Source organism: Asaia spathodeae NBRC 105894 (assembly GCF_025994195.1).
In the GTDB taxonomy this organism is placed as follows: Bacteria; Pseudomonadota; Alphaproteobacteria; order Acetobacterales; family Acetobacteraceae; genus Asaia; species Asaia siamensis.
In genome coordinates this window covers 51,908-75,491 of record NZ_BAPY01000004.1, presented here as the reverse complement: position 1 = coordinate 75,491, position 23,584 = coordinate 51,908, and the positions used below count along the sequence as shown (strand labels likewise).

23 protein-coding genes are annotated in these 23,584 nt (G+C 60.4%); 13 read left to right on the top strand and 10 right to left on the bottom strand.

Translation table 11 applies throughout. The features are described 5' to 3' along the window. The first annotated feature begins 1 nt into the window (after window position 1). From AA105894_RS03885 to AA105894_RS03870, 4 genes are all read left to right on the top strand, one after another. Entirely contained in the window at window positions 2-751 is a 750-nt protein-coding gene (locus AA105894_RS03885) for a dienelactone hydrolase family protein (RefSeq protein WP_188425287.1), read from the top strand. A 9-nt stretch (window positions 752-760) separates the two neighbouring features. Continuing rightward, a complete protein-coding gene (locus AA105894_RS03880; protein ID WP_267310569.1) occupies window positions 761-2,119 on the top strand; it encodes an MFS transporter in 1,359 nt (452 codons plus the stop codon). Window positions 2,120-2,214: 95 nt separating this feature from the next. Continuing rightward, window positions 2,215-2,739 carry an HD domain-containing protein gene (locus AA105894_RS03875; protein WP_267310568.1) on the top strand — a complete coding sequence of 175 codons (525 nt, stop codon included), beginning with the start codon at window positions 2,215-2,217 and terminating at the stop codon, window positions 2,737-2,739. Then, entirely contained in the window at window positions 2,736-3,728 is a 993-nt protein-coding gene (locus AA105894_RS03870) for a DNA polymerase beta superfamily protein (protein WP_267310567.1), read from the top strand. The genes AA105894_RS03875 and AA105894_RS03870 overlap by 4 nt, the downstream gene beginning before the upstream one ends. 101 nt (window positions 3,729-3,829) lie before the next feature. Here the strand turns inward: AA105894_RS03870 and AA105894_RS03865 are convergent, their stop codons facing one another. Both AA105894_RS03865 and ubiA read right to left on the bottom strand, forming a co-directional pair. Continuing rightward, window positions 3,830-4,471 (bottom strand): class I SAM-dependent methyltransferase, encoded by a 642-nt coding sequence (locus AA105894_RS03865; RefSeq protein ID WP_267310566.1) that lies wholly within the window; start codon window positions 4,469-4,471, stop codon window positions 3,830-3,832. Beyond that, on the bottom strand, window positions 4,468-5,388 hold the full coding sequence (gene ubiA, locus AA105894_RS03860) for a 4-hydroxybenzoate octaprenyltransferase (RefSeq protein WP_373316713.1): 921 nt from the start codon (window positions 5,386-5,388) through the stop codon (window positions 4,468-4,470). The genes AA105894_RS03865 and ubiA overlap by 4 nt, the downstream gene beginning before the upstream one ends. Window positions 5,389-5,463: 75 nt before the next feature. Between ubiA and AA105894_RS03855 the strand changes: the two genes are divergently transcribed. From AA105894_RS03855 to AA105894_RS03845, 3 genes are read left to right on the top strand one after another with little or no spacing between them, the layout of a single operon-like run. Further along, entirely contained in the window at window positions 5,464-6,180 is a 717-nt protein-coding gene (locus tag AA105894_RS03855; protein WP_267310565.1) for a 16S rRNA (uracil(1498)-N(3))-methyltransferase, read from the top strand. Between the two features lie 54 nt (window positions 6,181-6,234). Further along, window positions 6,235-7,617 carry a glutamate--cysteine ligase gene (locus AA105894_RS03850; RefSeq protein ID WP_267310564.1) on the top strand — a complete coding sequence of 461 codons (1,383 nt, stop codon included), beginning with the start codon at window positions 6,235-6,237 and terminating at the stop codon, window positions 7,615-7,617. A gap of 10 nt (window positions 7,618-7,627) precedes the next feature. Next, window positions 7,628-8,251: a LolA family protein gene (locus AA105894_RS03845; RefSeq protein ID WP_267310563.1), complete on the top strand. Its 624-nt coding sequence runs from the start codon at window positions 7,628-7,630 to the stop codon at window positions 8,249-8,251. Window positions 8,252-8,284: 33 nt separating this feature from the next. On the opposite strand, the gene rsmI is transcribed toward AA105894_RS03845, so the two are convergent. Beyond that, entirely contained in the window at window positions 8,285-9,229 is a 945-nt protein-coding gene (gene rsmI / locus AA105894_RS03840) for a 16S rRNA (cytidine(1402)-2'-O)-methyltransferase (RefSeq protein WP_267310562.1), read from the bottom strand. Here rsmI and AA105894_RS03835 point away from each other — a divergent pair. Continuing rightward, on the top strand, window positions 9,214-10,596 hold the full coding sequence (locus AA105894_RS03835; protein WP_267310561.1) for a penicillin-binding protein activator: 1,383 nt from the start codon (window positions 9,214-9,216) through the stop codon (window positions 10,594-10,596). The genes rsmI and AA105894_RS03835 overlap by 16 nt on opposite strands. A gap of 77 nt (window positions 10,597-10,673) precedes the next feature. On the opposite strand, the gene AA105894_RS03830 is transcribed toward AA105894_RS03835, so the two are convergent. From AA105894_RS03830 to pdxH, 6 genes are all read right to left on the bottom strand, one after another. Further along, complete coding sequence (locus AA105894_RS03830) at window positions 10,674-11,045, bottom strand: hypothetical protein (protein WP_025841896.1); 372 nt, start codon at window positions 11,043-11,045, stop codon at window positions 10,674-10,676. 290 nt (window positions 11,046-11,335) lie between these two features. Further along, window positions 11,336-12,259, bottom strand: a complete 924-nt coding sequence (locus tag AA105894_RS03825) for a lysophospholipid acyltransferase family protein (protein WP_267310560.1) — start codon at window positions 12,257-12,259, stop codon at window positions 11,336-11,338. Window positions 12,260-12,268: 9 nt separating this feature from the next. Further along, the gene (gene lpxK / locus AA105894_RS03820; protein WP_306414305.1) at window positions 12,269-13,255 is read right to left on the bottom strand and encodes a tetraacyldisaccharide 4'-kinase; all 987 of its coding nucleotides are present in this window, start codon (window positions 13,253-13,255) and stop codon (window positions 12,269-12,271) included. Then, complete coding sequence (locus AA105894_RS03815; RefSeq protein ID WP_267310558.1) at window positions 13,252-15,210, bottom strand: glycosyltransferase N-terminal domain-containing protein; 1,959 nt, start codon at window positions 15,208-15,210, stop codon at window positions 13,252-13,254. Before AA105894_RS03815 ends, lpxK begins: the two co-directional genes overlap by 4 nt. Window positions 15,211-15,276: 66 nt before the next feature. After that, on the bottom strand, window positions 15,277-16,164 hold the full coding sequence (locus AA105894_RS03810) for a universal stress protein (protein ID WP_267310557.1): 888 nt from the start codon (window positions 16,162-16,164) through the stop codon (window positions 15,277-15,279). Window positions 16,165-16,238: 74 nt separating this feature from the next. Next, entirely contained in the window at window positions 16,239-16,850 is a 612-nt protein-coding gene (gene pdxH / locus AA105894_RS03805; protein WP_267310556.1) for a pyridoxamine 5'-phosphate oxidase, read from the bottom strand. A 142-nt stretch (window positions 16,851-16,992) separates the two neighbouring features. Between pdxH and fabI the strand changes: the two genes are divergently transcribed. Continuing rightward, on the top strand, window positions 16,993-17,835 hold the full coding sequence (fabI, locus tag AA105894_RS03800; protein ID WP_188425303.1) for an enoyl-ACP reductase FabI: 843 nt from the start codon (window positions 16,993-16,995) through the stop codon (window positions 17,833-17,835). A gap of 1 nt (window position 17,836) precedes the next feature. Next, complete coding sequence (gene aroC / locus AA105894_RS03795; RefSeq protein ID WP_267310555.1) at window positions 17,837-18,937, top strand: chorismate synthase; 1,101 nt, start codon at window positions 17,837-17,839, stop codon at window positions 18,935-18,937. 51 nt (window positions 18,938-18,988) lie between these two features. Here aroC and AA105894_RS03790 read toward each other — a convergent pair whose 3' ends face one another. Further along, window positions 18,989-19,417, bottom strand: a complete 429-nt coding sequence (locus tag AA105894_RS03790) for an OsmC family protein (RefSeq protein ID WP_267310554.1) — start codon at window positions 19,415-19,417, stop codon at window positions 18,989-18,991. Window positions 19,418-19,714: 297 nt separating this feature from the next. Here AA105894_RS03790 and AA105894_RS03785 point away from each other — a divergent pair, with 297 nt between their 5' ends. The 3 genes from AA105894_RS03785 to AA105894_RS03775 are packed head-to-tail and all read left to right on the top strand — an operon-like array spanning window position 19,715 to window position 23,507. Continuing rightward, window positions 19,715-21,673, top strand: a complete 1,959-nt coding sequence (locus tag AA105894_RS03785; RefSeq protein WP_371869818.1) for a ribonucleoside-diphosphate reductase subunit alpha — start codon at window positions 19,715-19,717, stop codon at window positions 21,671-21,673. After that, entirely contained in the window at window positions 21,664-22,485 is an 822-nt protein-coding gene (locus AA105894_RS03780) for an META domain-containing protein (RefSeq protein WP_267310553.1), read from the top strand. Before AA105894_RS03785 ends, AA105894_RS03780 begins: the two co-directional genes overlap by 10 nt. After that, the gene (locus AA105894_RS03775) at window positions 22,482-23,507 is read left to right on the top strand and encodes a ribonucleotide-diphosphate reductase subunit beta (protein ID WP_267310552.1); all 1,026 of its coding nucleotides are present in this window, start codon (window positions 22,482-22,484) and stop codon (window positions 23,505-23,507) included. The genes AA105894_RS03780 and AA105894_RS03775 overlap by 4 nt, the downstream gene beginning before the upstream one ends. Window positions 23,508-23,584: the final 77 nt, after the last annotated feature.

Here is a 23,584-nt window from a genome sequence, read left to right as displayed (position 1 = left end):
CATGCTGATTCGCACCGACGAGAAAGCGGATATCGACACCCCGACCGGCAAGATGCGCGTGCATCTGTTCCGCCCCACAAAAGAGGGGCGCTTCCCGGCCATTCTGCTGTTTTCGGAAATCTATCAGGTAACGGCGCCGATCGAGCGTCTGGCCGCCATGATTGCGGGGCAGGGTTATCTGGTGGCCGTTCCCGAAGTCTATCACGAATACGAGGCGGCGGGCTGCGTTCTGGCCTATGACAAGCCCGGCACGGATCGCGGCAATGAGCTGAAATACACCAAGCCTGTCGGGCAGTTCGACAGCGACAATGTCGCGTTGATAGACTGGTTGCGCGGTCATGAGGCGTGCAGCGGCCGCTTTGGGGCTTTCGGTGTCTGCCTTGGGGGGCATCTTGCCTTCCGCGCGGCGCTGAATCCGGCCATTGAGGCGACAGGCTGTTTCTATGCGACCGATCTGCACACTGGCACGCTGGGCGGTGAGCGCCATGACGGTACGCTCGCCCGCGCGGCAGAGATCAAAGGCGAGATCATGATGGTCTGGGGCCGTCATGATCCGCATGTGCCCTATGAGGGCCGTCGCCAGATCCGCGATGCGCTGGAGCAGGCGGAAGTGGCGCTTGAATGGCACGAAGTCGATGGCCAGCATGCCTTTCTGCGCGACGGTGCCCCTCGTTTTGATGCGGCGCTGTTCCTCCAGGGCATGAGCTGGACCAATGCGCTTTTCCAGCGCGTCTTCATGGCGCAGCCCTGAGCGATGGCCATGGTGCAGCACGGTGAGGGGCTTTACGGCTGGGAACGCGCCAAGGCGATGCTCGCCGTTGCGCTTGCCGTACTGCTCTCTGTTCTCGATTATGCCGTGGCCAATGTCGCCTTGCCGAGCATTGCCCATGATCTGCATATCGCCTCGTCGCAGTCGATCTGGGTGATCAATGCCTATCAGCTGGCGTCATTATCGATGCTGCTGCCCCTGGCTTCTCTTGGCGCCCGCATCGGCTTTGCGCGCATGTGCCGGGTGGGTATTGCGATCTTCCTCGTGGCGTCCGTGCTGTGCGCCCTGTCTCACAGCCTGCTTGAACTGGCTCTGGCCCGCGCTCTTCAAGGGGTTGGTGGGGCCAGTATCATGAGCGTGGCGATCGCGCTTATCCGCTTCATCTATCCCAAGGAAGCGCTCGGCAAGGGCCTCGCGCTCAACGGGCTGATCATTGGCACCGGGGTGGCGCTCGGTCCGACGGTGGGCTCACTGGTCATGTCAGTGGCAGACTGGCCGTGGATTTTCTGGATCAATGTGCCGCTTGGGCTGTTTGCTCTTGGCATGGCCAGTTTCGCCCTACCGGTGACACCCCGTTCGGAGAAGGCGGTCGATCTTGCCGCAATCTGTCTGACCGTCGCAGCCTTTACCTTCACGGTGATCGGCGTTGATGATCTGGTACATGGCGGTCTCTTCAGCGCCTTGGCACTGTCTGGCATCGGCATGGCCTGCTGGTTGGCTCTGCTGCGGCATCAGCGGGGAAGCAGCGAGCCGGTCGTGCCTGTCGATCTGTTGGGCGTGCCGTCTTTCCTGATCGCTTTTATTGTCGGCATGACCGGTTTCGTCGCGTCGAATTTCTTTATCATTGCCATGCCGTTCACGCTGGAAACGGTATTCCAGCGGCCCGTGACCGTAACGGGTTTTCTGATTACGCCCTGGGCCGTGGGCGTGGCCAGCATGTCGTTCCTGATCGGGCGTTGGACGGACAGGATACCGGCAGCGCAGCTTTCGAGCCTTGGTCTTGCTATAACAGGTTGCGGCTTTGCCCTGTTGTGGATGCTGCCGAACGATGCGTCCAATTTCGACATCATCTGGCGCACATGGCTTGCTGGGTCGGGTTTTGGCATGTTTCAGCCTCCCAATAATCGCGTCATGATGCTTGCTGCCCCCCGTGGCCGCGAGGGGAGTGCCAGCGGGCTTGTTTCAGTCGCCCGGCTCGGCGGGCAGACGCTGGGCGCGCTGCTGGTGGCGAGTGTCTTTCGTTTCAGTACCCATGCCTCAACGCTTTGCCTGCTTTGTGCGATGATCATTGCATGGCTCGGTGCCGGTCTCAGCCTCGGGCGGACGCTAAGGCTCGGTTCAGAGCGCTGATCGCTCAGCTGTGAGGCGCCTTCCCGCCTGTGCCCGGGCTAGGATGGCATCCTGACCGGGAATGTCCGGCGGAGAAGAAGGAAAGAAGCACGTCAATGAATGGCCTTGTGCGTCGCGCCAAGATATTCGCGACCAGAGCCCATGCCTCGATCGGGCAGAAACGCAAATATGACGGCCAGGATTATATCGTTCACCCTGAGGCCGTGGCGCTGATCGTGGCGACAGCGGGTGGACGGCCCGAGGCGGTGGCTGCGGCCTGGCTTCATGACGTCGTTGAAGACACACCCGTTACCCAGGCCGAGATCGACGCCGTATTCGGTTCCGATGTCGGGAGCCTTGTCGAGATGCTGACAGATGTGAGCCGCCCTGAGGATGGTAACCGCGAGACGCGCAAGGCGATTGACCGGGCCCACTCGGCACGGGCAAGTGCCGAGGGACAGACGATCAAGCTGGCTGACCTTCTGGACAATGCCCGTTCGATCGTTCGTCACGACAAGGATTTCGCCGTGACGTTTCTGCGCGAGATGAAGCAGCTCATGCCGCTTCTGACCAAGGGAGATCACAGGCTTCATCGCGAACTCGGCGACTTGCTGGATGCCTGGGAAAAATCACGGCCATGACACCCGTCATTCGCATGGTGGCGGGATCGCATCTCTACGGCACCGATACGCCTGCTTCTGATACCGATCTCAAGGCAGTCTTTCTGCCCTCGGCACGCGATATCCTGCTGCAATCCTGTCAGGATGTCGTTGTGACGCAGCGTGAAAAGGGTCACGGCGAGCGTAACCAGGCTGGTGATGTCGACGAAACCGGCTTCTCGCTCCATCGCTTTCTCGATTTTCTCGGGCAGGGCCAGATTGTCGCACTCGATATGGTTTTCACGCCTCCTGAATTCTGGCTGGAGGAGCCGCATCCTGTCTGGCATCGAATCGTTGAGTCCCGTCTTTCGCTGATCGGGCTGAGTACGGCGAGTTTTCTGGGCTATTGCCGTGCCCATACAGAGCGCAATGGCGCGCGCGGTGCGCGACTGGCAGAGTTGACCCAAATGGCACGCTTCATAGGAGAGGAGCGCGCCTCTCGCGGGGGCGCCGGGCGTCTGGAAGATATCGAGACAAGGCTGCGCGATTTTATCGCCGCCTCGAATTTCGCGCATACGGCAGTCGTCATGATCGATCAGCCCGGCCCGAATGGGGCTGTGGCGCATCTGAGCTGTGCCGGGCGCAAGACGCCTTTCAGGACGAAGTTGAGTGATGCGGAGGCGTTTCTGGCTCGTGCTGCAGCGAGCTACGGGGCCCGCGCCACTGCGTCGAGCAACGGTTCAGACGGGAAAGCGCTCAGCCATGCGCTGCGGGTGGGCTATCAGACCAAGGAATTGCTGAGCACGGGTCATATTACTTTTCCAAGACCCGAGGCCGACCATCTGCGTGCGATCAAATGCGGGAAAGTGAGTGCCGAGTGCGTTGGTCAGGAACTCGAAGCTCTGATGATAGAGATCGAACGTCTTGCAGACTCGACCTCATTCGTCGGCGTCGAACCTGATCGTGCTCTGAGGGACGATCTCATCTGCCATACGTATAGAACATCTGTTCTCGATCTGGAGGTGATTTGACCTTTCGAGGTTGATACCGGGTTGCTCACTCTTTTGAGCCGCAATGGGGCCGTTGCGTTAAGTGCAGCACTTCATGGGCGTCAATGGCGACGTTCTCGTTCCTAAGGCAAGATGCGACACAGCCTTGTCTCTCGGGTCGTCTTGCCTTCCAGTTCCATGGTCGTCGGTAGCGTGGCGGAACTGAGGATGTCGATGCCGACTTTGGGGGCATAAGGGCGGCCGGGGTCGGCCATCCAGACTTCCATGTCCTGAGCGCAGTGGCGCAGCCAGGGAATGATGCGGTCCGCCATTTGCTGATTGTAGCAGACATCCCCGCAGAGCAGCAGATCGACCGGGGGAACCTTGCCGATCTGATCGCCTTGGAGCGGCGTCACGCGCAGGCCGTTCAGTGTGGCGTTGAGTTGGGCGGCGTCGAGGGCGAGCGGATCGATGTCATTGACCAGTACCTCGCTCGCGCCGGCTTTTGCACAGGCAAGCCCGGCAAGACCACCGCCACAGGCAAAATCGAGCACACGCTTGTCGCGAACGCTTTCAGGGTGATCGAGAATCCAGCGTGCGAGAAGCTGGCTGCCGGGCCAGGCAAATGCCCAGAAGGGCGGTTCGATATTCATCTCGGCGAGATGGGATTCGGTTGCCTGCCAGATCGGGGTGATTTCGGTTGCCAGATGAAGGCGCAGTTCAGAAACGAGAGGGGCGGTCTCGATGGAAGTCTGGCTGACAATGAAAGCGGCAGGGTCTTTCATGAGAAACTGCGCCCGAGAATGAAGGCGAGGGCCAGCACGAGACCGAAGGGCACGTTCTGACGAAACAGTTTCAGGCAGAGAGCCGGATTGTGAATATCGAGCCGTGTGATCTGTGTCAGGAGGATCAAACTCGCGAAGGCGGCGACAGGCCAGGCCGACCAGTGCAGATGACCGAGAGCCATGGCTGCGGCGAAAAGCACGATTGCGCCCCCATAGCAGCTTGCAATGAAACCTCGCGCCTTCGAGGCCCAGAGACGCGAGGTTGAGCGCACGCCGATACGGGCATCGTCATCCATGTCCTGAAAGCCGTAGATCGTGTCAAAACCGAGCTGCCAGATGATCGTGCCTGCATAAAGCAGGGCACATACCCAATCGACATGCCCGGCGCTCGCGGCGTAGCCCATGGGCGCGCCGAAGCCGAATGTGAAACCCATGACAAGTTGCGGCCACCAGGTGACACGTTTCGCGGCTGGATAGAGCCCGACCAGAAGCAGGGCCAGAGGCGCCAGCGCCCAGCAGATGAGCGGCAACTGGAACAGGACGAGCGCGCCGATCAGCAGCAGGGCCGCCAGAAAGGCGAGCGCCTGTCTGACCGAAAGGCGTCCGCTTGCCAGAGGGCGCCCTGCCGTGCGGGCGACCTGCGCATCAATCTTGCGATCCCAGATGTCGTTCACGACGCAGCCCGCCGAGCGCATGGCCAGAGAGCCGATGGCGAAAAGCAGGATCAGCACCGCCCGGTGCAAAGGCGTCGTGCCCTGTGCAAGTTCGATGCCCCAGATTCCGGGCAGAAGCAAAAGCCAGGTTCCAACAGGGCGGTCCAGACGTGCCAGCAGCACATACGGGCGCAATCCCTCCGGCAGACGGGCAACCCAGCCGTGAGCGCGGATATCGGTATGGGCTGCGGTCTGACGTATCATTAGGCTCTCCGTGTCGTCATGACGGTTCATTGCGTCTATGAGGGTCGAACGTCAATCACGCATCAAGAGGGTCTCATGCAGGACGCGCCCCGGCTATATCTCGATCTGCCATTTCCGCCCCAGGGCGAGGGGGTGGCGCTTGATGCGGACCAGATGCGCTATCTGGCCACGGTGCTGCGGCTGCAGAATGGCGACACGCTTCATGTCTTCAACGAGGCGGCCGGGGAATGGGAGGCGCGTCTCGAGATCCAGCGCAAGGACAGGGGGCAGGCGCTTCTTGTTGCGCAGGTCAGGGCGCCTGAGCAGCCGATTGGGCCGGTGCTGGTTTTTGCCCCGCTCAAGCGTGATGCCACTGATCTCGTTCTGCGCATGGGGACCGAGATGGGGGTGACACGATTCTGTCCGGTGATCACCGAGCGTACGAATACCCACAGAATCAATGCCGAGCGTTTTCGTGCCATCGCCATCGAGGCGGCAGAACAATGTGAGCGGCTCGACATTCCCCTTATTGATCCGCTCAGGCCGCTCACTCAGCTTCTGGCCGAATGGCAGGGAAGCAGAGCGCTTTACGCTGCGCTGGAACGACAGGAAAGCGAAAGCGTTGGTGTGGTGCCGGGTGATTACGGACTGCTCATCGGGCCGGAGGGTGGTTTTTCCGAAACAGAGCGTCGTTTGTTGAATACCCACGAGGCGATTATTCCGATTTCGCTCGGAAAACGCATATTGAGGGCCGATACAGCAGTTGTTGCAGGACTTGCCCAGTTGGCGTTTCGCTCTTCGCAGTCCATATAGGACGAAACTCATCAGTTTCTTTTTCCAGACACCCCTGAGGCTCCAGTAACGCCCATGTCCAATCCAGGTGACCTGAACGACACGCCCATCGAGAGCAAGGCCCAGCTCGTCACGCTTCTTGCCGATGGCGCAAAGCCGCAAGCCTCCTGGCGTATCGGCACCGAACACGAGAAATTCGGCTTCGTTCTGCCTGACGATCAATCCGGGCGCGTCGCCTACAGTCCGCCCGCCTATACACCGGACGGTATTGAATCGCTGCTGCACAGCTTCAGGGGCGATGGCAGTGCCTGGGAGTCGATCGAGGACCACGGAAAGCTCATCGGTCTGAAGGGCAGGGGCGTTCACAAGGGGGAGTCGGTCTCGCTCGAACCCGCAGGCCAGTTCGAGCTGTCGGGGCGCCCGACAGCCGATCTGCACGAGACCAGGGCCGAGATGGAGGCCCATTTCGCCGATCTGCGTGCGCCTGCCCAGGCCCTGGGTCTCGGTTTCGCACCGCTGGGCTTTCAGCCGCTCTGGTCGCGTGATGCCATGCCGATCATGCCCAAGAGCCGTTACGCCATCATGCGTCGTTACATGCCCAAGGTAGGTACGCTCGGTCTCGACATGATGACGCGCACCTGCACGGTGCAGGTCAATCTCGATTTCGGCTCTGAGGAAGACATGGCGCGCAAGATGCGGGTCTCTCTGGCGCTTCAGCCTCTTGCCACCGCTCTTTTCGCCAATTCGCCCTTCTATGAAGGCAAGCCTAACGGGTTGCTGTCGAACCGCGCGCATGTCTGGACCGATACCGATAATGCCCGTTCGGGAATGCCAGCCTGCTGCTTTGAAGACGGCTTCGGCTTTGAGCATTATGTCGACTGGGTGCTCGACGTGCCGATGTATTTCGTGATGCGCGATGGCGAGATACGCGATGTGGCTGGGGCGTCGTTTCGTGACTGGCTCGCGGGCAAGGCGCAGCCCGCGCTGGCCGGGCTTACGCCGACCATGGGTGACTTCGAAGACCACCTGACGACAGCTTTTCCTGATGTCAGGCTCAAGCAGTTTCTTGAGATGCGCGGTGCCGATGCCGGCAGCCCTTCGATGATGCTGGCGCAGTCTGCGCTCTGGGTCGGCCTGCTCTACGATCCTACGACGCTTCTTGCTGCAGAGGCACTCGTGCGTGAGCAGGATTGGGACAGTTATCGTGCCCTGCGCGCTGCCGTGCCGGAAAAGGGCATGGACGCTGCCTTCCCCGGTGGGCTGCGTGCGCTCGCAAAGCGCGTGATTGCCCTGGCGGAGCAGGGCCTGCGTGCACGCAAGCTTGGTGAGGAGACTTATCTGGCCCCGCTTCAGGCCATCGCCGATGGCGCAAAAACCCAGGCCGAACACTGGCTTGATCGCTATCATGGGGACTGGCAGGGCGATGTCAGGTTTATTTTCAACGAAGCTGCTATCTGACGGATCGGCCATGACACTGCGCGCAGCCTGCCTGTTCACCGGCCTCGCCGGTCTCCTTTTTGCTCCGGTGCCGGTCATGGCGCAGGTCAAGCCTGCCGTGTTGCGTCCGGCTGATGCAGGCTGGATTGCCCGCGTTCAGGATGCGTTGAACGGCACTCATGCCATCAAGGCGCGTTTTCAGCAGATCGCGCCCGATGGTGCGCGCACGACGGGAACGGCCTGGCTCGATCGACCGGGGCGCATGCGCTTTGATTATGACAAGCCGAGCTCGCTGCTGCTGATCGCCAATCAGGGGCAGATCGTCTATCAGGACCGTGAACTGGGCCAGGTAACGACATTACCGCTCGACCGCACTCCGCTTGGTCTGCTTCTGCGCCCTGATCTGCGCCTGTCCGGGGATGTGACCGTCACAGGATTTCAACACGACAAGGGGCTGGTGCAGGTCACGCTCGTGCGAACCGCGACACCTTCCGAGGGCAGTCTGACGCTTATTTTCGCTGACTCGCCGCTGACTCTGCGCTCATGGGTTGTGAAAGACGCGCAGGGGCGCGAGACTCAGATCGATCTTTTTGATGTCGCAGCCAATCCCACCCTGCCGGACACGCTTTTTGCGCTTCCGAAAGAGCAGGACTGACCGCCTGCCCCCGGCGTGACGCCGGGGAGCCTCTTATTCCTTCCCGAGTTCCAGGGCGCGGGCATAGACGACGCGCTTCGGCAGATTGATTGCCCCGGCGACCAGTGCGGCGGCGTCCTTGATTGAATGCGTCTTCAGGGCCGTGCGCAGGCGGGCATCGAGATCTTCTTCCGAGAGCGCTGTGTCTTCTTCGGTCGGTCCAACCAGGATGGTGATCTCGCCACGCGGGTCGGTCTGGGTAAAGTGGGTCCGAAGCTCGCTCAGCGTGCCGCGCCTTACTTCTTCGAAACGCTTGGTCAGTTCGCGTGCCACCGCCGCCTGACGCTCGGCGCCGAAGACCGCAATAAGATCCTCGATCATGTCCAGCAACCGGTGAGGGGCCTCATACCAGATCAGGGTTGCGCTGAATCCTGCCTGTTCTGCAGCGCGCAGCACGGCGAACTGGCTCCGTCGCGCCGATGACCGCGAGGCAGCGAAGCCACTGAAAAGATAGGGATGAGGTGGGAGACCCGACAGGGTAAGGGCAAGGGTCGCTGCACTGGGGCCAGGCACCGCGCCGACATTCAGCCCTTCGGCAATGGCGGCGCGTGCCAGACGAAAGCCCGGATCAGAGACCAAGGGCGTGCCGGCATCGGAGACCAGTGCCATTTTCGCACCGGATTGCAGTCGGCTCAGCAGACCGGGAATACGGCCTTCTTCATTGTGATCATGAAGAATCTGTGTCGGAGTGGAAACATTATAGGCCTTGAGCAGTTTCGCTGTTACCCGCGTATCCTCGCACAGGATGACGTCCGCTGCGTTCAGCGTGGCAATGGCGCGGGCGCTGATATCGCCCAGATTGCCTATGGGCGTTGCGACCAGTGTCAGGCTTCCCGCCGCAAGGGTCGCAGAACGGGAGGAAGTGTCATAAGCATGCTGCGGACCATCAAGGGTCGAATCGTCAACAGGAGTATGGGTGCAAGATGGTAAGTCGGACATTCGGTCCCCGTCAGCGCGTGGTTTCCTTCACATCGCTCAGGTCGGCCTCTGCATGCAAGGTTTCCGCACTTGCCGGTGTTGCGCTGCTCGCCCTGAATGCCTGTAGCGGGCCGGAAACGCCTCCGCCCATCAGCCCTCCTTCATCCGGCACGGCCCAGCAGGACACGACCCGAAAGATCGGCATGCTGCTGCCGCTCACGGGACGCTTCGCCAAGCTCGGCCAACAAATGGCCAATGCCGCCCATATCGCAGTGCCCGAGGGCCATGGCGTAACCCTCGATATCCGCGATACTGATGCTTTGGGCCAGACGGCCGAAGGCGCCGCCCGGGCAGCGCTCGATCATGGCGATATGGTTGTGCTGGGGCCGCTTACCGCCCCCCAGACTGCCGCGGTGGCCTCTGTCACGCAGCCAGCCAATATCCCTGAATTTGCCTATACCAGTGATCAGGCCCAGGCGAAGCCGGGTGTCTGGGTCATGGGTGTCACGGTCGAACAGCAGATCGGGCGGCTTGTCGAAGCGGCGGCCCAGGAAGGGCGCAAGACTTTTGCTGCCTTCCTTCCCGATAATGCGCTCGGCCATGCTCTTGGCGACGCGCTTCTCAAGGCCTGTTCAGCCAAGGGACTGGCCGCACCGCAGATCGTGTTCCACACCGAGGCGCCCGATTCGATCACGGGCGGGATCAAGACGCTTGCCAATCTGCAGTTCCGTCAGGGGCAGGTGGCGCAGCAAGCTGACGCCGCGAAGGCGGAAGAACCTGACGCGGTCAATCCTCTAGGCACAGCAGAGGCTCCGACCCCATCAGCGACGCCTACCCGCCCGGCAATGCCGCCTGCTACCCCCGGTGGCGCCCCGGCTCAGGCCGTTCCCGGCCCTGTTGCGCTGCCGCCTCCGCCTTTCGATGCACTTTTGCTTGGCGATACGGGGCTGCAACTAGCCACGGTCATCGACGGGCTCAAGCAGGCTTCGGTCGATCCGCATCAGACGCGTATCCTCGGACCGGCTCTCTGGAGCGCTTTTGCGGCGAAGCTCGGGGCTTTGCAGGGCAGCTGGTTCGCCGCGCCCGATCCGACGTCGCGTACGGATTTCGTTCAGCGTTATCGCAGTCGCTATGGCTACGCGCCTTCCGTACTCGCCAATGTCGCCTATGACACGGCAACCATGGCTGCCGTGTTGAGCCAGAGTCCTGATGGGTTCTCGCAGAAATCGCTTCTGCGGCCAGACGGGTTTGCAGGTTCGGATGGCACTTTTGTGTTGCAGCCTGACGGGACTGTCGCTCGTGGTCTGGCGGTCTTCGAGATTCTTCCCGGTGGCGGTGTGAAAATGGCCTCCGCGGCGCCTAAAAGACTGGTCCGCAACGCCCCCTGACGTCGTCAGGGGCCAGGCCTTCTTTTACCGTTTCCCTTATCGCCCCTGTATTTGATTGGGGGCGACAGGCGAGATTTTCAGGCTGCCGCGATGGATTTGAGCGGCAGGACCGGGCGCACCGTGTGCAGGGCGAGTTCGAGGCTGGCATAGACACCCAGCTCGTGCTCGCGGATATGGTCGATCAGAACCCAGCGCAGTCCGCGTGGCTTGATCATGTAGGCAGGGTCTGCGTTCTCGCGAACCCAGATCAGGATATGGGCCACAGCTTCGTCGCGTCCTTCGAAGCATTCGGTCTCGATATCGGCATCACACAGCCCCATGGCCAAACCGGCCTGCAGCCACTGCGAGAGATACTCGCGATGACGGGGCAACACATTAAAGCGCAGTGGAATCACATTGCTGAGAGGTGCTGGAGTTTCGTTCTTGGGAAACGGCAGCGTCTGGGCCATACGTTGCGTCCTCATTTCTGGTGCAACTCCGAGGCTAGACGGCAAAAGCCGCCGGTCTCAACGTTAAATTACGTCCAACGCACATTTTTTGTCATGAGATTGAAGCGGTGTTGCATAAAAGCAATGGTTTGTTTCGTCTACGCGCAAATTGGGTATGCGAAACCAAAAGGCCGGTTTTTACCTGATATATTCCATGTTCATGAAATATATAGAGTATTCATCTAATTTGTATCTTGTATTCATGCCTCTCGTCGGTTGGGAGACACTTGCCTTGAGGCCGATGCTTCGCCTCAGCGCGATTTTCTAGCATAGAGTTCTTTGGGCCATCTACGATGCAGCCAAAGCCAGCATCCCGGTATTTCCCTGATCCATTTTTCGAGACGGTCATTCAGTTGCTGGGTTAGTGATCCGATCTCATCCTGCCTCGGCATAGACTGATCGGGCATCAGCACGGGGCCGACCTCCAGATGAAGCCGGGCGGGCCCCAGTCTGATGATTCGCCCGGTCACGATCGGGCAGTCATATTTCACCGCAAAGGTCGCCGCAGCTGACGCAGTCATGGCAGGCAGGTTAAAAAACCGGCACTCGATGCCATCATTCATCTTCTGGTCACCCAGAATGCCCAGATGTCCGCCTTGCGCGAGGTGGCGCAGAGCGAGCCTCGCGCCTTTGGCACCCTTGGCAAACATGGGCACGTCGCATCCCATTGCCTTTGCCCTCAGATCAATGATCAGCCTGTCGATCAGAGGATTACCCGCAGCGCGATAGAAAGAGGCAAAAGGGAGGCCATATCGTGCCACCACCGGGGGAAGCATTTCCCAGTTGCCAATATGACCGGAAAAGAAAATGACCGGCTTCCTTGTCGCGGCCATTTCCTCGAGGATATGGGCATTGGCAATGCTCCAGCCCGGACCGGTTGCCGTATCCTGTTTCAACCGAGCCAGATGCGGAAACTCGGCAACGGTGCGGCCGAGATTGTCCCATACATCGCTGATGATCTGTGCCCGCTCTGCTGCTGCGGTTTTCGGCATGGCGAGGGCAATATTGGCATCGGCTACACGTGAGACCGGCAGGCGAGGACCAATCCTGCGGGCCAGCCACCCACCCAGATTGGAGGCGGTGGCCGGATTGAGGCAGGAAAGCCCGGTCAGACAGAGACGCGCCGCAGCATATTCGGCACGGTGTAGCAGGGTAACGGCAGGTTTCTCGCTCATGAGGCGGCTCTACACATTCGTCAGGAGTAGGTCCAGCAGCCTTTCCGGTGCTTCAGGATCGGCCCAGAGCAGCTCGACGTCAATCACGACAACATCGCTGCGTAGCCAGTCCGGAAGCTTGACCCAGTCCTTTCTGGTGGTCACCAGAACGGCGCCGGGCTGATGCGAAAGCACGGACAGGCGCCGGCAATCGCGCTCGGTATAGTCATGATGATCGTCAAAGGTGATCATGCGCATCGGGGCTGCCCCGGCATCTGACAGCATGTCGAAAAACTTGCCCGGACGCCCGATGCCGGCAAACGCGATGACCTGCTTGCCCTGTAATCGCCTGATGGCAGCCGAGGGGATCAGCTTGGCGGCGAGGCAAGGCAGGTGAGGGGGCAGGCGTGTCGCGAGTGCTGTGTCGTCGCGACCGATAAGCACGACCGCATCTGCACGGCTCAGCCCCTTGGAGGCCGGCTCGCGCAGTGGCCCGGCGGGAAGGGTGCGTCCGTTTCCGATGCCTGCGCCACCATCGATCGTGATCAATCTGAGTGTCTGGCGCAGGGTGAGATTTTGCAGCCCGTCATCCATCACCAGACATGTAGCGCCTGATTCGGCGGCGAGCCTCGCTGTCCCCGCCCGATTGGCGCCAATCCAGACCGGAAATTGCTGGGCGAGCATGAATGGTTCGTCGCCCACGTCTTGCGCTGTGTGGTGGGCGGTGTCGACGCGCAACGGGCCTTGCAATTTTCCGCCATAGCCCCGGCTCAGGATGTGCGGTTTCTCGCCACGGTTTTCGAGGCGACGGGCCAGATCATGCACAAGAATTGTCTTGCCGGTCCCTCCGACGCTCAGATTGCCGCAGCACAGAACGGGCAGGGGCGAGACAGTAGGAGAGGCGCGCAGCGTCCGGATATGCGCCAGGGTTCCGACGACCCAAGACGCAGGGGCAAGCGCCCGGGCCTGCCAGCCGGGATTCTGCTCTTTCCAGAAATGCGGTGGACCCAATTTCAGACGCACAGCGCGTCAATCCTGTCGAGCAGGGCTGCTGGGACAGTTTCCTGCGAGGCAATGGCGGCTTGCGCCTGCCGGGTCTTGGCCTGCCATGTTGTCGGGTTATCCACCACTGCTCCGATCCACTCAGCCAGATCCTCTTCACCCTTAATAGCTGTCACGAAGCCCCCGAGTTTCTCGAAAGCAGGGCGAAAATTGCCATGGTAGGGCCCTGTCGCCAATACGACATCAAGACGGACAGGCTCGAACGGGTTATGGCCGCCGCCGGAAGGGAGGAGTGAATTGCCGATCAGGGCGCAATGGGCCAGACGATAGAACAGGCCGAGTTCGCCAAGCGTATCGGCAATCCAGATCGGGTCGGCGTCAGAGGGTTTTTGTCCGAGTGACCGTCGCGGCGGAGACGGCGTGACGAGCGCGGCAATCTGCTCCCCCCGCACGGGATGCCTGGGGGCGATAATCGTCAGAAGGTCAGGCAGGGTGCGACGCACCAGGGCCGCTGCGCGCAGGACGATTTCATCCTCGCCATCATGGGTGGAGGCTGCCAGAAAAACCGGTCTCTTTCCGATATGGGCCCGAAGCGCGGCCAGTTCTTCATGATCGACCGAAGGGGGCGGCGCATTCTGCTTGAGATCGCCGAAACACACGACATCGCGCACACCCAGCGCGGCGAAATGGCGGGCATCTTCCGCGCCGCGGGCCGCGACAAAAGCGAGACGTTTGAAAAGTGGCGGCGCGAAACGCTTCATTTTCTCCCAGCGCTGCCAGGAGCGTACGGAGAGGCGGCCATTGAGCACCCCGACGGGGATGGCGCGGCGCGTACAGGCAAGAATGATACCCGGCCAGAGCTCGCTGTCGGTCAGGAGCAGGGCCGAGGGACGCCAGTGATCGAGAAAACGCCTTGTCCAGAGCGGTACGTCGTAGGGAATGAACTGATGAATCAGCCGCGATGCCAGCGGACCGGCCTGGCGTTGATAGGCGGCGATGATATCCGCGCCGCTGGTTGTGGCGGTGGTGACCAGAAAATGATGCGTCGGGTGGCGTTCCGCCAGGGCCGCGATAAGCGGCAGGATCGAATGCGTTTCTCCGACGCTGGCGGCGTGAAGCCAGAGAATCGTGCCTTGCGGGCGTGCCAGTCCGGTGCGTCCGCGTCGCTCCGGCAGCCGGTCGAGCCGTTCCTTCCCCCGGCGCAGACGGATCAGTGACATGGCGCGTAGTGCAGGAAGCAGGACCGTACCCAGCGCCATCCACAGACGATCGGCGAGTGTGGCGCGCCCTAGGGCGAGACTGCTCTCTGCGCGAGCCGAGAGCGTCTTCAGCTTTGCAGCTATCTCGTCACCCGTCATGGGATAGGTGCATGGCGCGCCGTAAAGCAGATAGCCGCGCCCGAAAGGGAGTGGTACCCTCAGCCGGTCCCAGCTGGGCAGGGTGAAGCCAGTGCAGGCGGCTCCGATGGGCACCAGTGGTTTGCCGGTAAGGCGCATAAGGGTTTCTGTGCCCGCCTGCACGGTCTCGGCCGGGCCGCGTGGACCGTCCGGGGTGATCATGAAGATCGCACCGTTTTTGAGGGCGATGCAGGCCTCACGCAGCGCACGGCTGCCACCCTTGTTCTTGCCGTTACGGTCGCTCGAGCCTTCGATGCTCGCAATATTCCATGGGGCGATGAGGTCGCTGATGAAGCGACCGTCGCGGTTGCGACTGATCATGACCGTTATGGGCAGGTCGGGCTTCTGATGATGCGCCCAGCGGCACATGGCGGGCAGCATCAGAAGCGTCCGGTGCCATGCTGCGGTGATGCAGCCATCTGCCGGACGTTCGGACGTTTGCAGGAGCGACGGGAAAGATTCCGGCGCGCCGGTGATTGTCCAGCGCGTCGTGCGGATCGTCAGGTCGACATAAAAGCGCGCCAGAACGAGAAGAGAGCGACCTGCCGCGCGTTTCAGGCTGATGCGGTTCATTCGGCGTCTGAAAGCAAAGCACGCATCATGCGGCGGTAGCATGTCCGACGCAGTATGGCAAAACCCTCAGCGGCTCATGAGCACGGTCAGCTCAGCATGTTCCAGAATATGACGTGTGGCCCCGCCAAGGATCATCTGGCGCAGGCGGGAATGCGAGTAGGCCCCCATTGTCAGCATGTCTGCACCGAAATCGGCACAGGCTGCCAGAATGCCCGCACCGACATCCCGGTCGATCCCCTTGAAGACCCTGATCTCGGCATTGACGCCGTGCAGTCTAAGATAATCCTGCACCGTATCGGCTTCCGGGCCGCGCCGGTGGTAGTCGACGCTGGTCAGGATCTGCACCGCCTCGGCGCGTTTGGCATAGGGAATGGCGCCGCGCAGGGCCGACGCCGCTTCTGCCGTCCCGTTCCACGCGATGCAGAGGCGGTTGCCCGAAGTGACCGGCGGGCTGGGCGGGGCGATGACAAGAGGGCAGCCACTGTCATACAGTACGGCGTGCAGAACCTCTGAAGCGCGCGCGTTATCATTCGGGCCGAGATGGGGCATCAGCGTAATGTCGGACAGACGCGCGCGCCAGGTAACGGCTTCATGCTCCGAGCCCGTCAGGAATTCGAGAGAGGCGCTCAGGCGGGACTGGGTGAGTGGGTCATTTTCAAGGAAGCCCTGTTTGGGCTCGATATCGTTTTCCTTGACGAACGCGTCGAATTTCAACCGCACCTGCAGCATGCGCCTGTGCGCCTCGTGCTCGGCGGCTTCCATCATCTCGTTGATCATTGAACTCGACAGGCCTTCGCCGGTCAGGGCTGCCATTTCATTGGGGTCGTCGCCGACGAGCACGGTCGAGAGATGGGCATTGAAAGCACGGGCATGGAGAAGCCCCACGCGCAGAACGGCATCGATATTGCCTGCGCCATTGAGCGGGACGAGGATGTTTCGGACGTCGTTTGCCATGGAAAGTCTCGCTTGATGATCGGTCGCTGATAAGAGTGGGAACGCCCGCAAGCATTCCCCGGTATGAAGGTCACTCAGGGATAGAGGCGCGTCACAGCCCAGTCATTTTCCCGTCGTGTCCAGGTGGCGCGGTCATGCATCCGGTAGGGACGGTCCTGCCAGAATTCCATCTGCTGTGGCACGAGCCTGAAGCCGGACCAGTTGGCAGGGCGCACGGGCTCCTGTCCTTCGAAACGCTCCGTGACCTGTCTGATGCGGTCTTCGAATTCGGCACGATCGGCCAGCGGGCGTGATTGGTCGGAAGCGATGGCACCGATGCGCGAATTGCGGCTGCGGCTGGCGAAATAGCGATCCGCCTCTTCCTCGCTTACCGGTTCGACAGGGCCTTCGATGCGGATCTGACGGCGAAGCGACTTCCAGTGGAAAAGCAGCGCGGCATGGGGATTTGCCAGAAGCTCGCCACCCTTGCGGCTTTCCAGATTGGTATAGAAGACGAAACCGCGCTCATCAGCCCCCTTGAGCAGGATCATGCGCACTGACGGCACGCCAGACGCGGTAGCCGTTGCGATGGCCATGGCATTGGGGTCGTTCGGTTCGCTGGCCTCGGCTTCCTTCATCCATTCTGCAAAAAGCACGAACGGGTCTGCGTCGAGCGGGATAAGGGGAAGGGTGGTTTCGTCGGGCATGGTAATGTGCCTCCTGCTTGTCTTCGTTCCGTCTTTGTCGCCCCCTCTAACGTGTCATCTCCAGACTTGTTTGCGCAGCGGGCATGTGCGACGTAGCGGTTCGTTATTATTTCTTTTGCTGACATTAACCGGGATCTGCCTCATGTCCACCGCTTCGTTCGATCTCCCCACCGGGACGCTGATGACGGGCAAGCGCGGCCTTGTGATGGGCGTCGCCAATGACCGCTCCATTGCCTGGGCCATCGCTTCAGCCTGCGCTGCTCAGGGGGCAGAGCTTGCCTTTACCTATCAGGGTGAAGCGCTGGGCAAGCGGGTCAAGCCTCTGGCAGAGAGCGTCGGGGCATCGCTGGTCATTCCCTGCGATGTCAGCGATGACGCCGATATTGACCGCGCTTTCGACGAAATCGAGAAGGAATGGGGCAAGATCGACTTCGTCGTTCATGCCATTGGCTGGGCCGACAAGCAGTACCTGCGTGGGCGCTATGTCGATACGCCTCGCGATGCCTTCCTCAAGGCAATGGATATCTCCTGCTTCTCGTTCACCGCTGTTGCGCGCCGCGCAGCTGCGCTCATGACCGATGGCGGCTCACTGCTGACCCTCTCTTATCTGGGTGCAGAGCGCGTCATGCCTCATTACAATGTGATGGGTGTTGCCAAGGCAGCGCTTGAGGCTTCCGTGCGCTACATGGCCGCCGATCTGGGCAAGGACAATATCCGTGTCAATGCGATCTCTGCCGGTCCGATCATGACTCTCGCCGCTAACGGCATTGGTGATTTCCGCTACATCCTGCGCTGGAACCAGCTCAACGCGCCGATGGAGCGTAATGTGTCGCTCAAGGATGTCGGCGGTTCGGGCCTGTATTTCCTGTCTGATCTCTCTTCGGGCACCACGGGCGAGGTTCATCACGTCGATTGCGGCTACCACGTGGTTGGCATGAAGAACCCGACAGCGCCCGATATCGCCGTCGCATCTTCAGAAGGCTGAGATGTCGGATAACAGTTTTGGGACGCTGTTCCGGGTCACGACCTGGGGTGAAAGCCATGGCCCCGCCATTGGCTGCGTCATTGATGGGTGCCCTCCGGGTATCGCCCTGAGCGAAGCCGACATCCAGCCGTGGCTGGATCGTCGGCGACCCGGCCAGTCGAAATTCACGACACAGCGTCAGGAGGCCGATCAGGTCCGTATCCTGTCCGGTGTGTTTGAAGGCAGGACGACGGGGACCCCGATCTCGCTGATGATCGACAATACCGATCAGCGTTCAAAAGACTATTCCGACATCGCCTTGCGCTATCGACCCGGGCATGCTGACGTTACGTATGATCTGAAATACGGTCATCGCGACTATCGTGGTGGCGGGCGTTCCTCCGCACGCGAAACGGCCTGCCGGGTCGCCGCCGGGGGCGTTGCCCGACGGGTAATAGCCGAACTGCTCGGCGAGGAAGCTCAGATCAGGGCGGCTCTCGTTCAGGTTGGGGGGCTTGCTATCGATCGCAGCCGCTGGGACTGGGACGAGGTTCTGCGTAACCCGCTTTTCTGTCCTGATCCGATCACGGCCATCGAGTGGGAAGGTCTGCTCTCCAGCGTGCGCAAGGACGGGTCTTCCATTGGGGCGCTGGTTGAAGTCGTTGCTGAAAACTTCCCGGCCGGTCTGGGTGCACCGCTCTATGGCAAGCTCGATGCGGATATCGCCTCGGGTCTGATGGGCATCAACGGCGTCAAGGCTGTCGAGATCGGCGAAGGGTTCGGTGTGGCCGCCCTGCGTGGCGAAGAAAATGCAGACCCGATGCGTATGCATGATGGTGTTCTACATTTCGAGGGCAATCGTGCGGGGGGTATTCTCGGGGGTATTTCTACCGGGCAGCCCATTACCGCACGCTTTGCGATCAAGCCGACCAGCTCGATCCTCGTGCCTGTGCCGTCAGTCAATCGTCATGGCGAAAACATCGATGTCATGACCAAGGGGCGTCATGACCCCTGTATCGGTATCCGGGCCGTACCGGTGGCAGAGGCCATGATGGCCTGCATTCTGGTCGATCATCTGTTGCGTGATCATGCCCAGAACAGCTGGCATCGTAACCGCGGCTGAATTGGCTTTGCGGGTCATGGCCACTTTCTCGAAAGTGGCCATGACGCCTGTTCAGCCCAGAGTCGCTGTCAGGGTGATCTCAGCTTTGAAGAGCTGCGAAACGGGGCAGCCGTTTTTCGCCTTTGTGGCAAGCTCCTCGAACTTCGCCTGATCGGCGCCGGGAACGCTGCCCTTGAGATCGAGATGGATCTTGGAAATCTCGAAACCGGACTCGGTCTTGTCGAGCGAGACGGTTGCCTTGGTCTCAAGCGAGGTGGCTGTCATACCGGCTTCGCCAAGAATCATCGAGAGCGCCATGGTGAAGCAGCCAGCATGGGCTGCGCCGATCAGTTCCTCGGGATTCGTGCCCGGCTTGTCTTCAAAACGGGTGTTGAAGCCATAGGGCTGGTTTGACAGCGCGCCGCTCTGGGTCGAGATGCTGCCCTTGCCATCCTTGAGGCCGCCACTCCACTGGGCGCTGGCTGATTTCTTGATCGTCATTGCAAGATCTCCTGCTTTTCCGGGCCCGATCCGGGCCGGTTGCTCAGCCAACGCGGCGCAACGCGAAATGTTCATCGCGCATCCTGTGACATCGCGGCCACGCTCTCTGACGGAGTGAAAAAACCTCATCCATGGAACCTTAGGTTCCTCAAGGGCTTCTTGCCCTGTCAACACCATATGTAGTGTTGGGGGTGAAATTTAACCCGATATATTGCTTGTCTCGGGGGCGGCTCTTGCGCCAAGAGGACACTCTGAATTTGGGATTTCGGTCCCGGTTAGATCTTGGGGAGATGGCCCGTGAGCCTGCTAGACGACACGACCAGTGAGACTGTTTCTGCATCGGCTGACGTGCTGCCCGAGCCTTGTGACCGCGCACCGCAGCAGATCGAGGCCGAGCCGGACATGTTCGACGATGTAGTGCAGCTTGAAGGCCATCATCCCGTGCGCGTCAACCGCTCTCGCGATGCTCTTCTGACCGATTTCGGCCGTGCGACGCTCGATAACCGCTATCTGCTGCCGGGTGAGCATTATCAGGATCTGTTTGGTCGCGTAGCGTCCTATTATGGTGCCGACGCAGCCCATGCGCAGCGCCTGTATGACTATATCTCGCAGCATTGGTTCATGCCTGCCACGCCGGTCCTGTCCAATGGCGGCACCACGCGTGGTCTGCCTATCTCCTGCTTCCTGAACGAAGCGGATGACAGCCTGCGCGGTATTGTCGACCTCTGGAACGAGAATGTCTGGCTGGCGTCGAAGGGCGGCGGCATTGGCTCCTACTGGGGCAATCTGCGTTCGATCGGTGAAAATGTCGGCAAGAACGGCAAGACCTCGGGCGTCATTCCGTTCATTCGCGTCATGGACAGCCTGACACTGGCCATTTCGCAGGGCTCGCTGCGCCGTGGTTCGGCTGCGGTCTATCTGCCGGTCTGGCACCCCGAAGTTGAGGAATTCGTCGAGATGCGTCGCCCCACGGGTGGCGATCCGAACCGCAAGGCGCTCAATCTTCATCATGGTGTGCTGATCACGGATGATTTCATGCGCGCCGTCGAGCAGGATGCCGAATGGGGCCTGCGCTCGCCGAAGGACATGTCCATCGTCCGCAGCATCTCCGCGCGCCAGCTCTGGATCCGTATCCTGACGGCCCGCATGGAGCAGGGCGAACCCTACATCATCTATTCGGATCACGTGAACAAGGCGCGCCCCGAGCATCACAAGCTTGCCGGGCTGGAGGTGAAGACCTCCAATCTCTGCGCGGAAATCACGCTGCCCACAGGCCTCGATCATCACGGCAAGAACCGTACGGCCGTCTGCTGTCTGTCGTCGCTCAATCTCGAGACCTGGGACGAGTGGAAAGATAATCCGCAATTCATCGAAGACGTCATGCTTTTCCTTGATCGCGTGCTGCAGGACTTCATCGACCGCGCACCCGATGACATGGAACGTGCGCGTTATGCCGCCATGCGAGAGCGTTCGGTCGGTCTGGGTGTGATGGGGTTCCACTCCTTCCTTCAGGCGCGCAACATCCCGTTTGAAAGCGTGATGGCCCGCGTATGGAACAAGCGTATTTTCGAGCAGATCAAGACCCAGGCCGATGCGGCATCGAAGCATCTGGCCGAGGTACTGGGACCGTGCCCTGACGCCGAGGAATATGGCTTTATGGAGCGTTTCTCGAACAAGATGGCCATCGCACCGACAGCGTCGATCTCGATCATCGCCGGCAATGCGAGCCCCGGTATCGAGCCGATCTCGGCCAATGTGTTCCTACAGAAGACGCTTTCCGGCTCGTTCACCGTGCGTAACCGCCATCTGCTCAAGCTTCTGGAACAGAAGGGCCAGAATAATGATGCGGTCTGGTCATCCATCACACTGAACAAGGGGTCGGTCCAGCATCTGGATTTCCTCACCCAGGATGAGAAGGATGTCTACAAGACGGCCTTTGAACTGGATCAGCGTTGGGTGATCGAACATGCGGCCGACCGTGCGCAGTTCATCTGCCAGGCACAGTCGATTAATGTGTTCCTTCCGGCCGATATCCATAAGCGCGATCTGCACCAAATTCATTATCTGGCATGGAAGCGTGGTGTGAAGTCGCTCTATTACTGCCGCTCGCTCTCGATCCAGCGTGCTGATGCTGTGAGCGACATGGCCCTCAAGACCAATATTCTCGAGGAAGAAGACTACAGCTCGAATGCGGCTGAAGCTGCCAAGAAGCCCGTAGCGACGACAAGCTATGAAGAATGCCTGTCATGTCAGTAAGAGCCTTCACCCTCGCGGCCTGTGTTCTCGGGGTCATGCCTGCAAGCCTTGCTGGGGCAGCATGGGCCGATGAGGCGCAGTCTGCTGCCTCGATTATCCTGCGCGGCCTGGTCACGATAAAAGGCAGGGTCGACCTGCCTGCGAATGCCCAGCTGGCGGTGATGCTCGACGATGTCAGCCTGGCTGATGCGCCTTCGATCACGCTGAGCAAGACCGTTTTCGCGCCCGTCGGCACGCAGAGCTTTGGCTATGCGCTCTCCTATGATCCGGCAGCCTTCAAGCCGGGCCATCGCTACGCGTTGCGTGCCGAAATCCGTGCCGATGGCCGACTTCTCTATATCAGCAAGGAAGCCATCATGGGGACCGGCACGGTACCCGCCGAAGGGACGATCGTTGTCGAGCCCGTGACAATCCCTCTCCCGACGGCATTGGTCGGAAACTGGAAGATCGACGCCGTAGGCGAAAAGCCGATCAGCGCCGAGGCGCCCGCTTTCATGGTGTTCCGGGCTGACGGTTTTCTTTCGGGCACAGGCGGATGCAATCGCATGATGGGCCATGTCAGCGCAACCGGGCAGAGCTTCACTTTCGGGCCGATTGCCGGAACCCGCATGGCCTGCCCCGGCATACGCATGACGCAGGAAGATGCCGTTTTTGCCGCAGCGTCTCAGGTCAAATCCTGGCGTATGGTGCAAGACAGACTTCTGCTTGATGACGCGCAGGGCAGCACGGTTCTGACCCTGAGCCGCAACGAAACCGGCGGTCATGCCGCCAAGACACAGACAAAGCATACCAGAGTCAGGAAAAGCCAATGAGTGAGACACAGAACCAGGGCGCGCCGCTCGCCGAGGAGCAGCATTTCGATCTCATGACCGCCAATCCGGTCTATAAGCCGTTCCGGTATCCTTGGGCCTATGATGCGTGGCTGATCCAGCAGCGCGTTCATTGGCTGCCGGAAGAAGTGCCCCTGGCTGATGATGTGAAAGACTGGCATCGCACGCTGAGCGAAGGCGAGCGTCATCTGGTGACGCAGATCTTCCGCTTCTTCACCCAGGCTGATGTCGAGGTGAACTCGGCCTACATGAAGTATTACAGCCAGGTCTTCAAGCCGACCGAAGTGCTGATGATGCTGTCATCGTTCTCGAATATCGAGACGATTCACATCGCGGCCTATTCGCATCTTCTTGATACCATTGGCATGCCGGAGACGGAGTATTCGGCGTTTCTGAAATACAAGGAGATGAAGGACAAGTATGATTTCATGCAGTCCTTCAACATCAACAACAAGCGCGAAATCGCCAAGACCATGGCGGCGTTCGGCGCCTTCATGGAAGGGCTGCAGCTTTTTGCCTCCTTTGCAATTCTGCTGAACTTCCCGCGCTTCAACAAGCTCAAGGGCATGGGCCAGATCGTCTCGTGGTCTGTGCGTGACGAGACTCTGCACTGCCTGTCGATGATCCGCCTGTTCCGTACGTTCGTGCGTGAGAACAGCGAGATCTGGACCGAGGATTTCCGCGCTGAACTGGCAGAGATCTGTGCCACGACGGTCGAGCATGAAGACGCCTTCATCGATCTCGCTTTCGAGATGGGTGATGTCGAGGGGCTGAGCGCCGATCAGGTGAAGCGCTATATCCGCTTCATTGCCGATCGTCGCATGACCCAGCTCGGGCTCGATCCTTTCTATGGCATCGAAGAAAATCCGCTGCCCTGGCTCGACGACATGCTCAATGCTGTCGAGCACGCGAATTTCTTCGAAAACCGCGCCACTGAATACTCCCGTGCATCCACCACGGGGTCATGGGAAGAGGCTTTCGAGGCGGATGTGTTCGCCTCCTGAGAACAGGGGAGGGGGAAACCCCTCCCTTTTTTTATATACTTCGTTGATCTTCTTCGCCTGAGGCGTCTTGCTTGGTG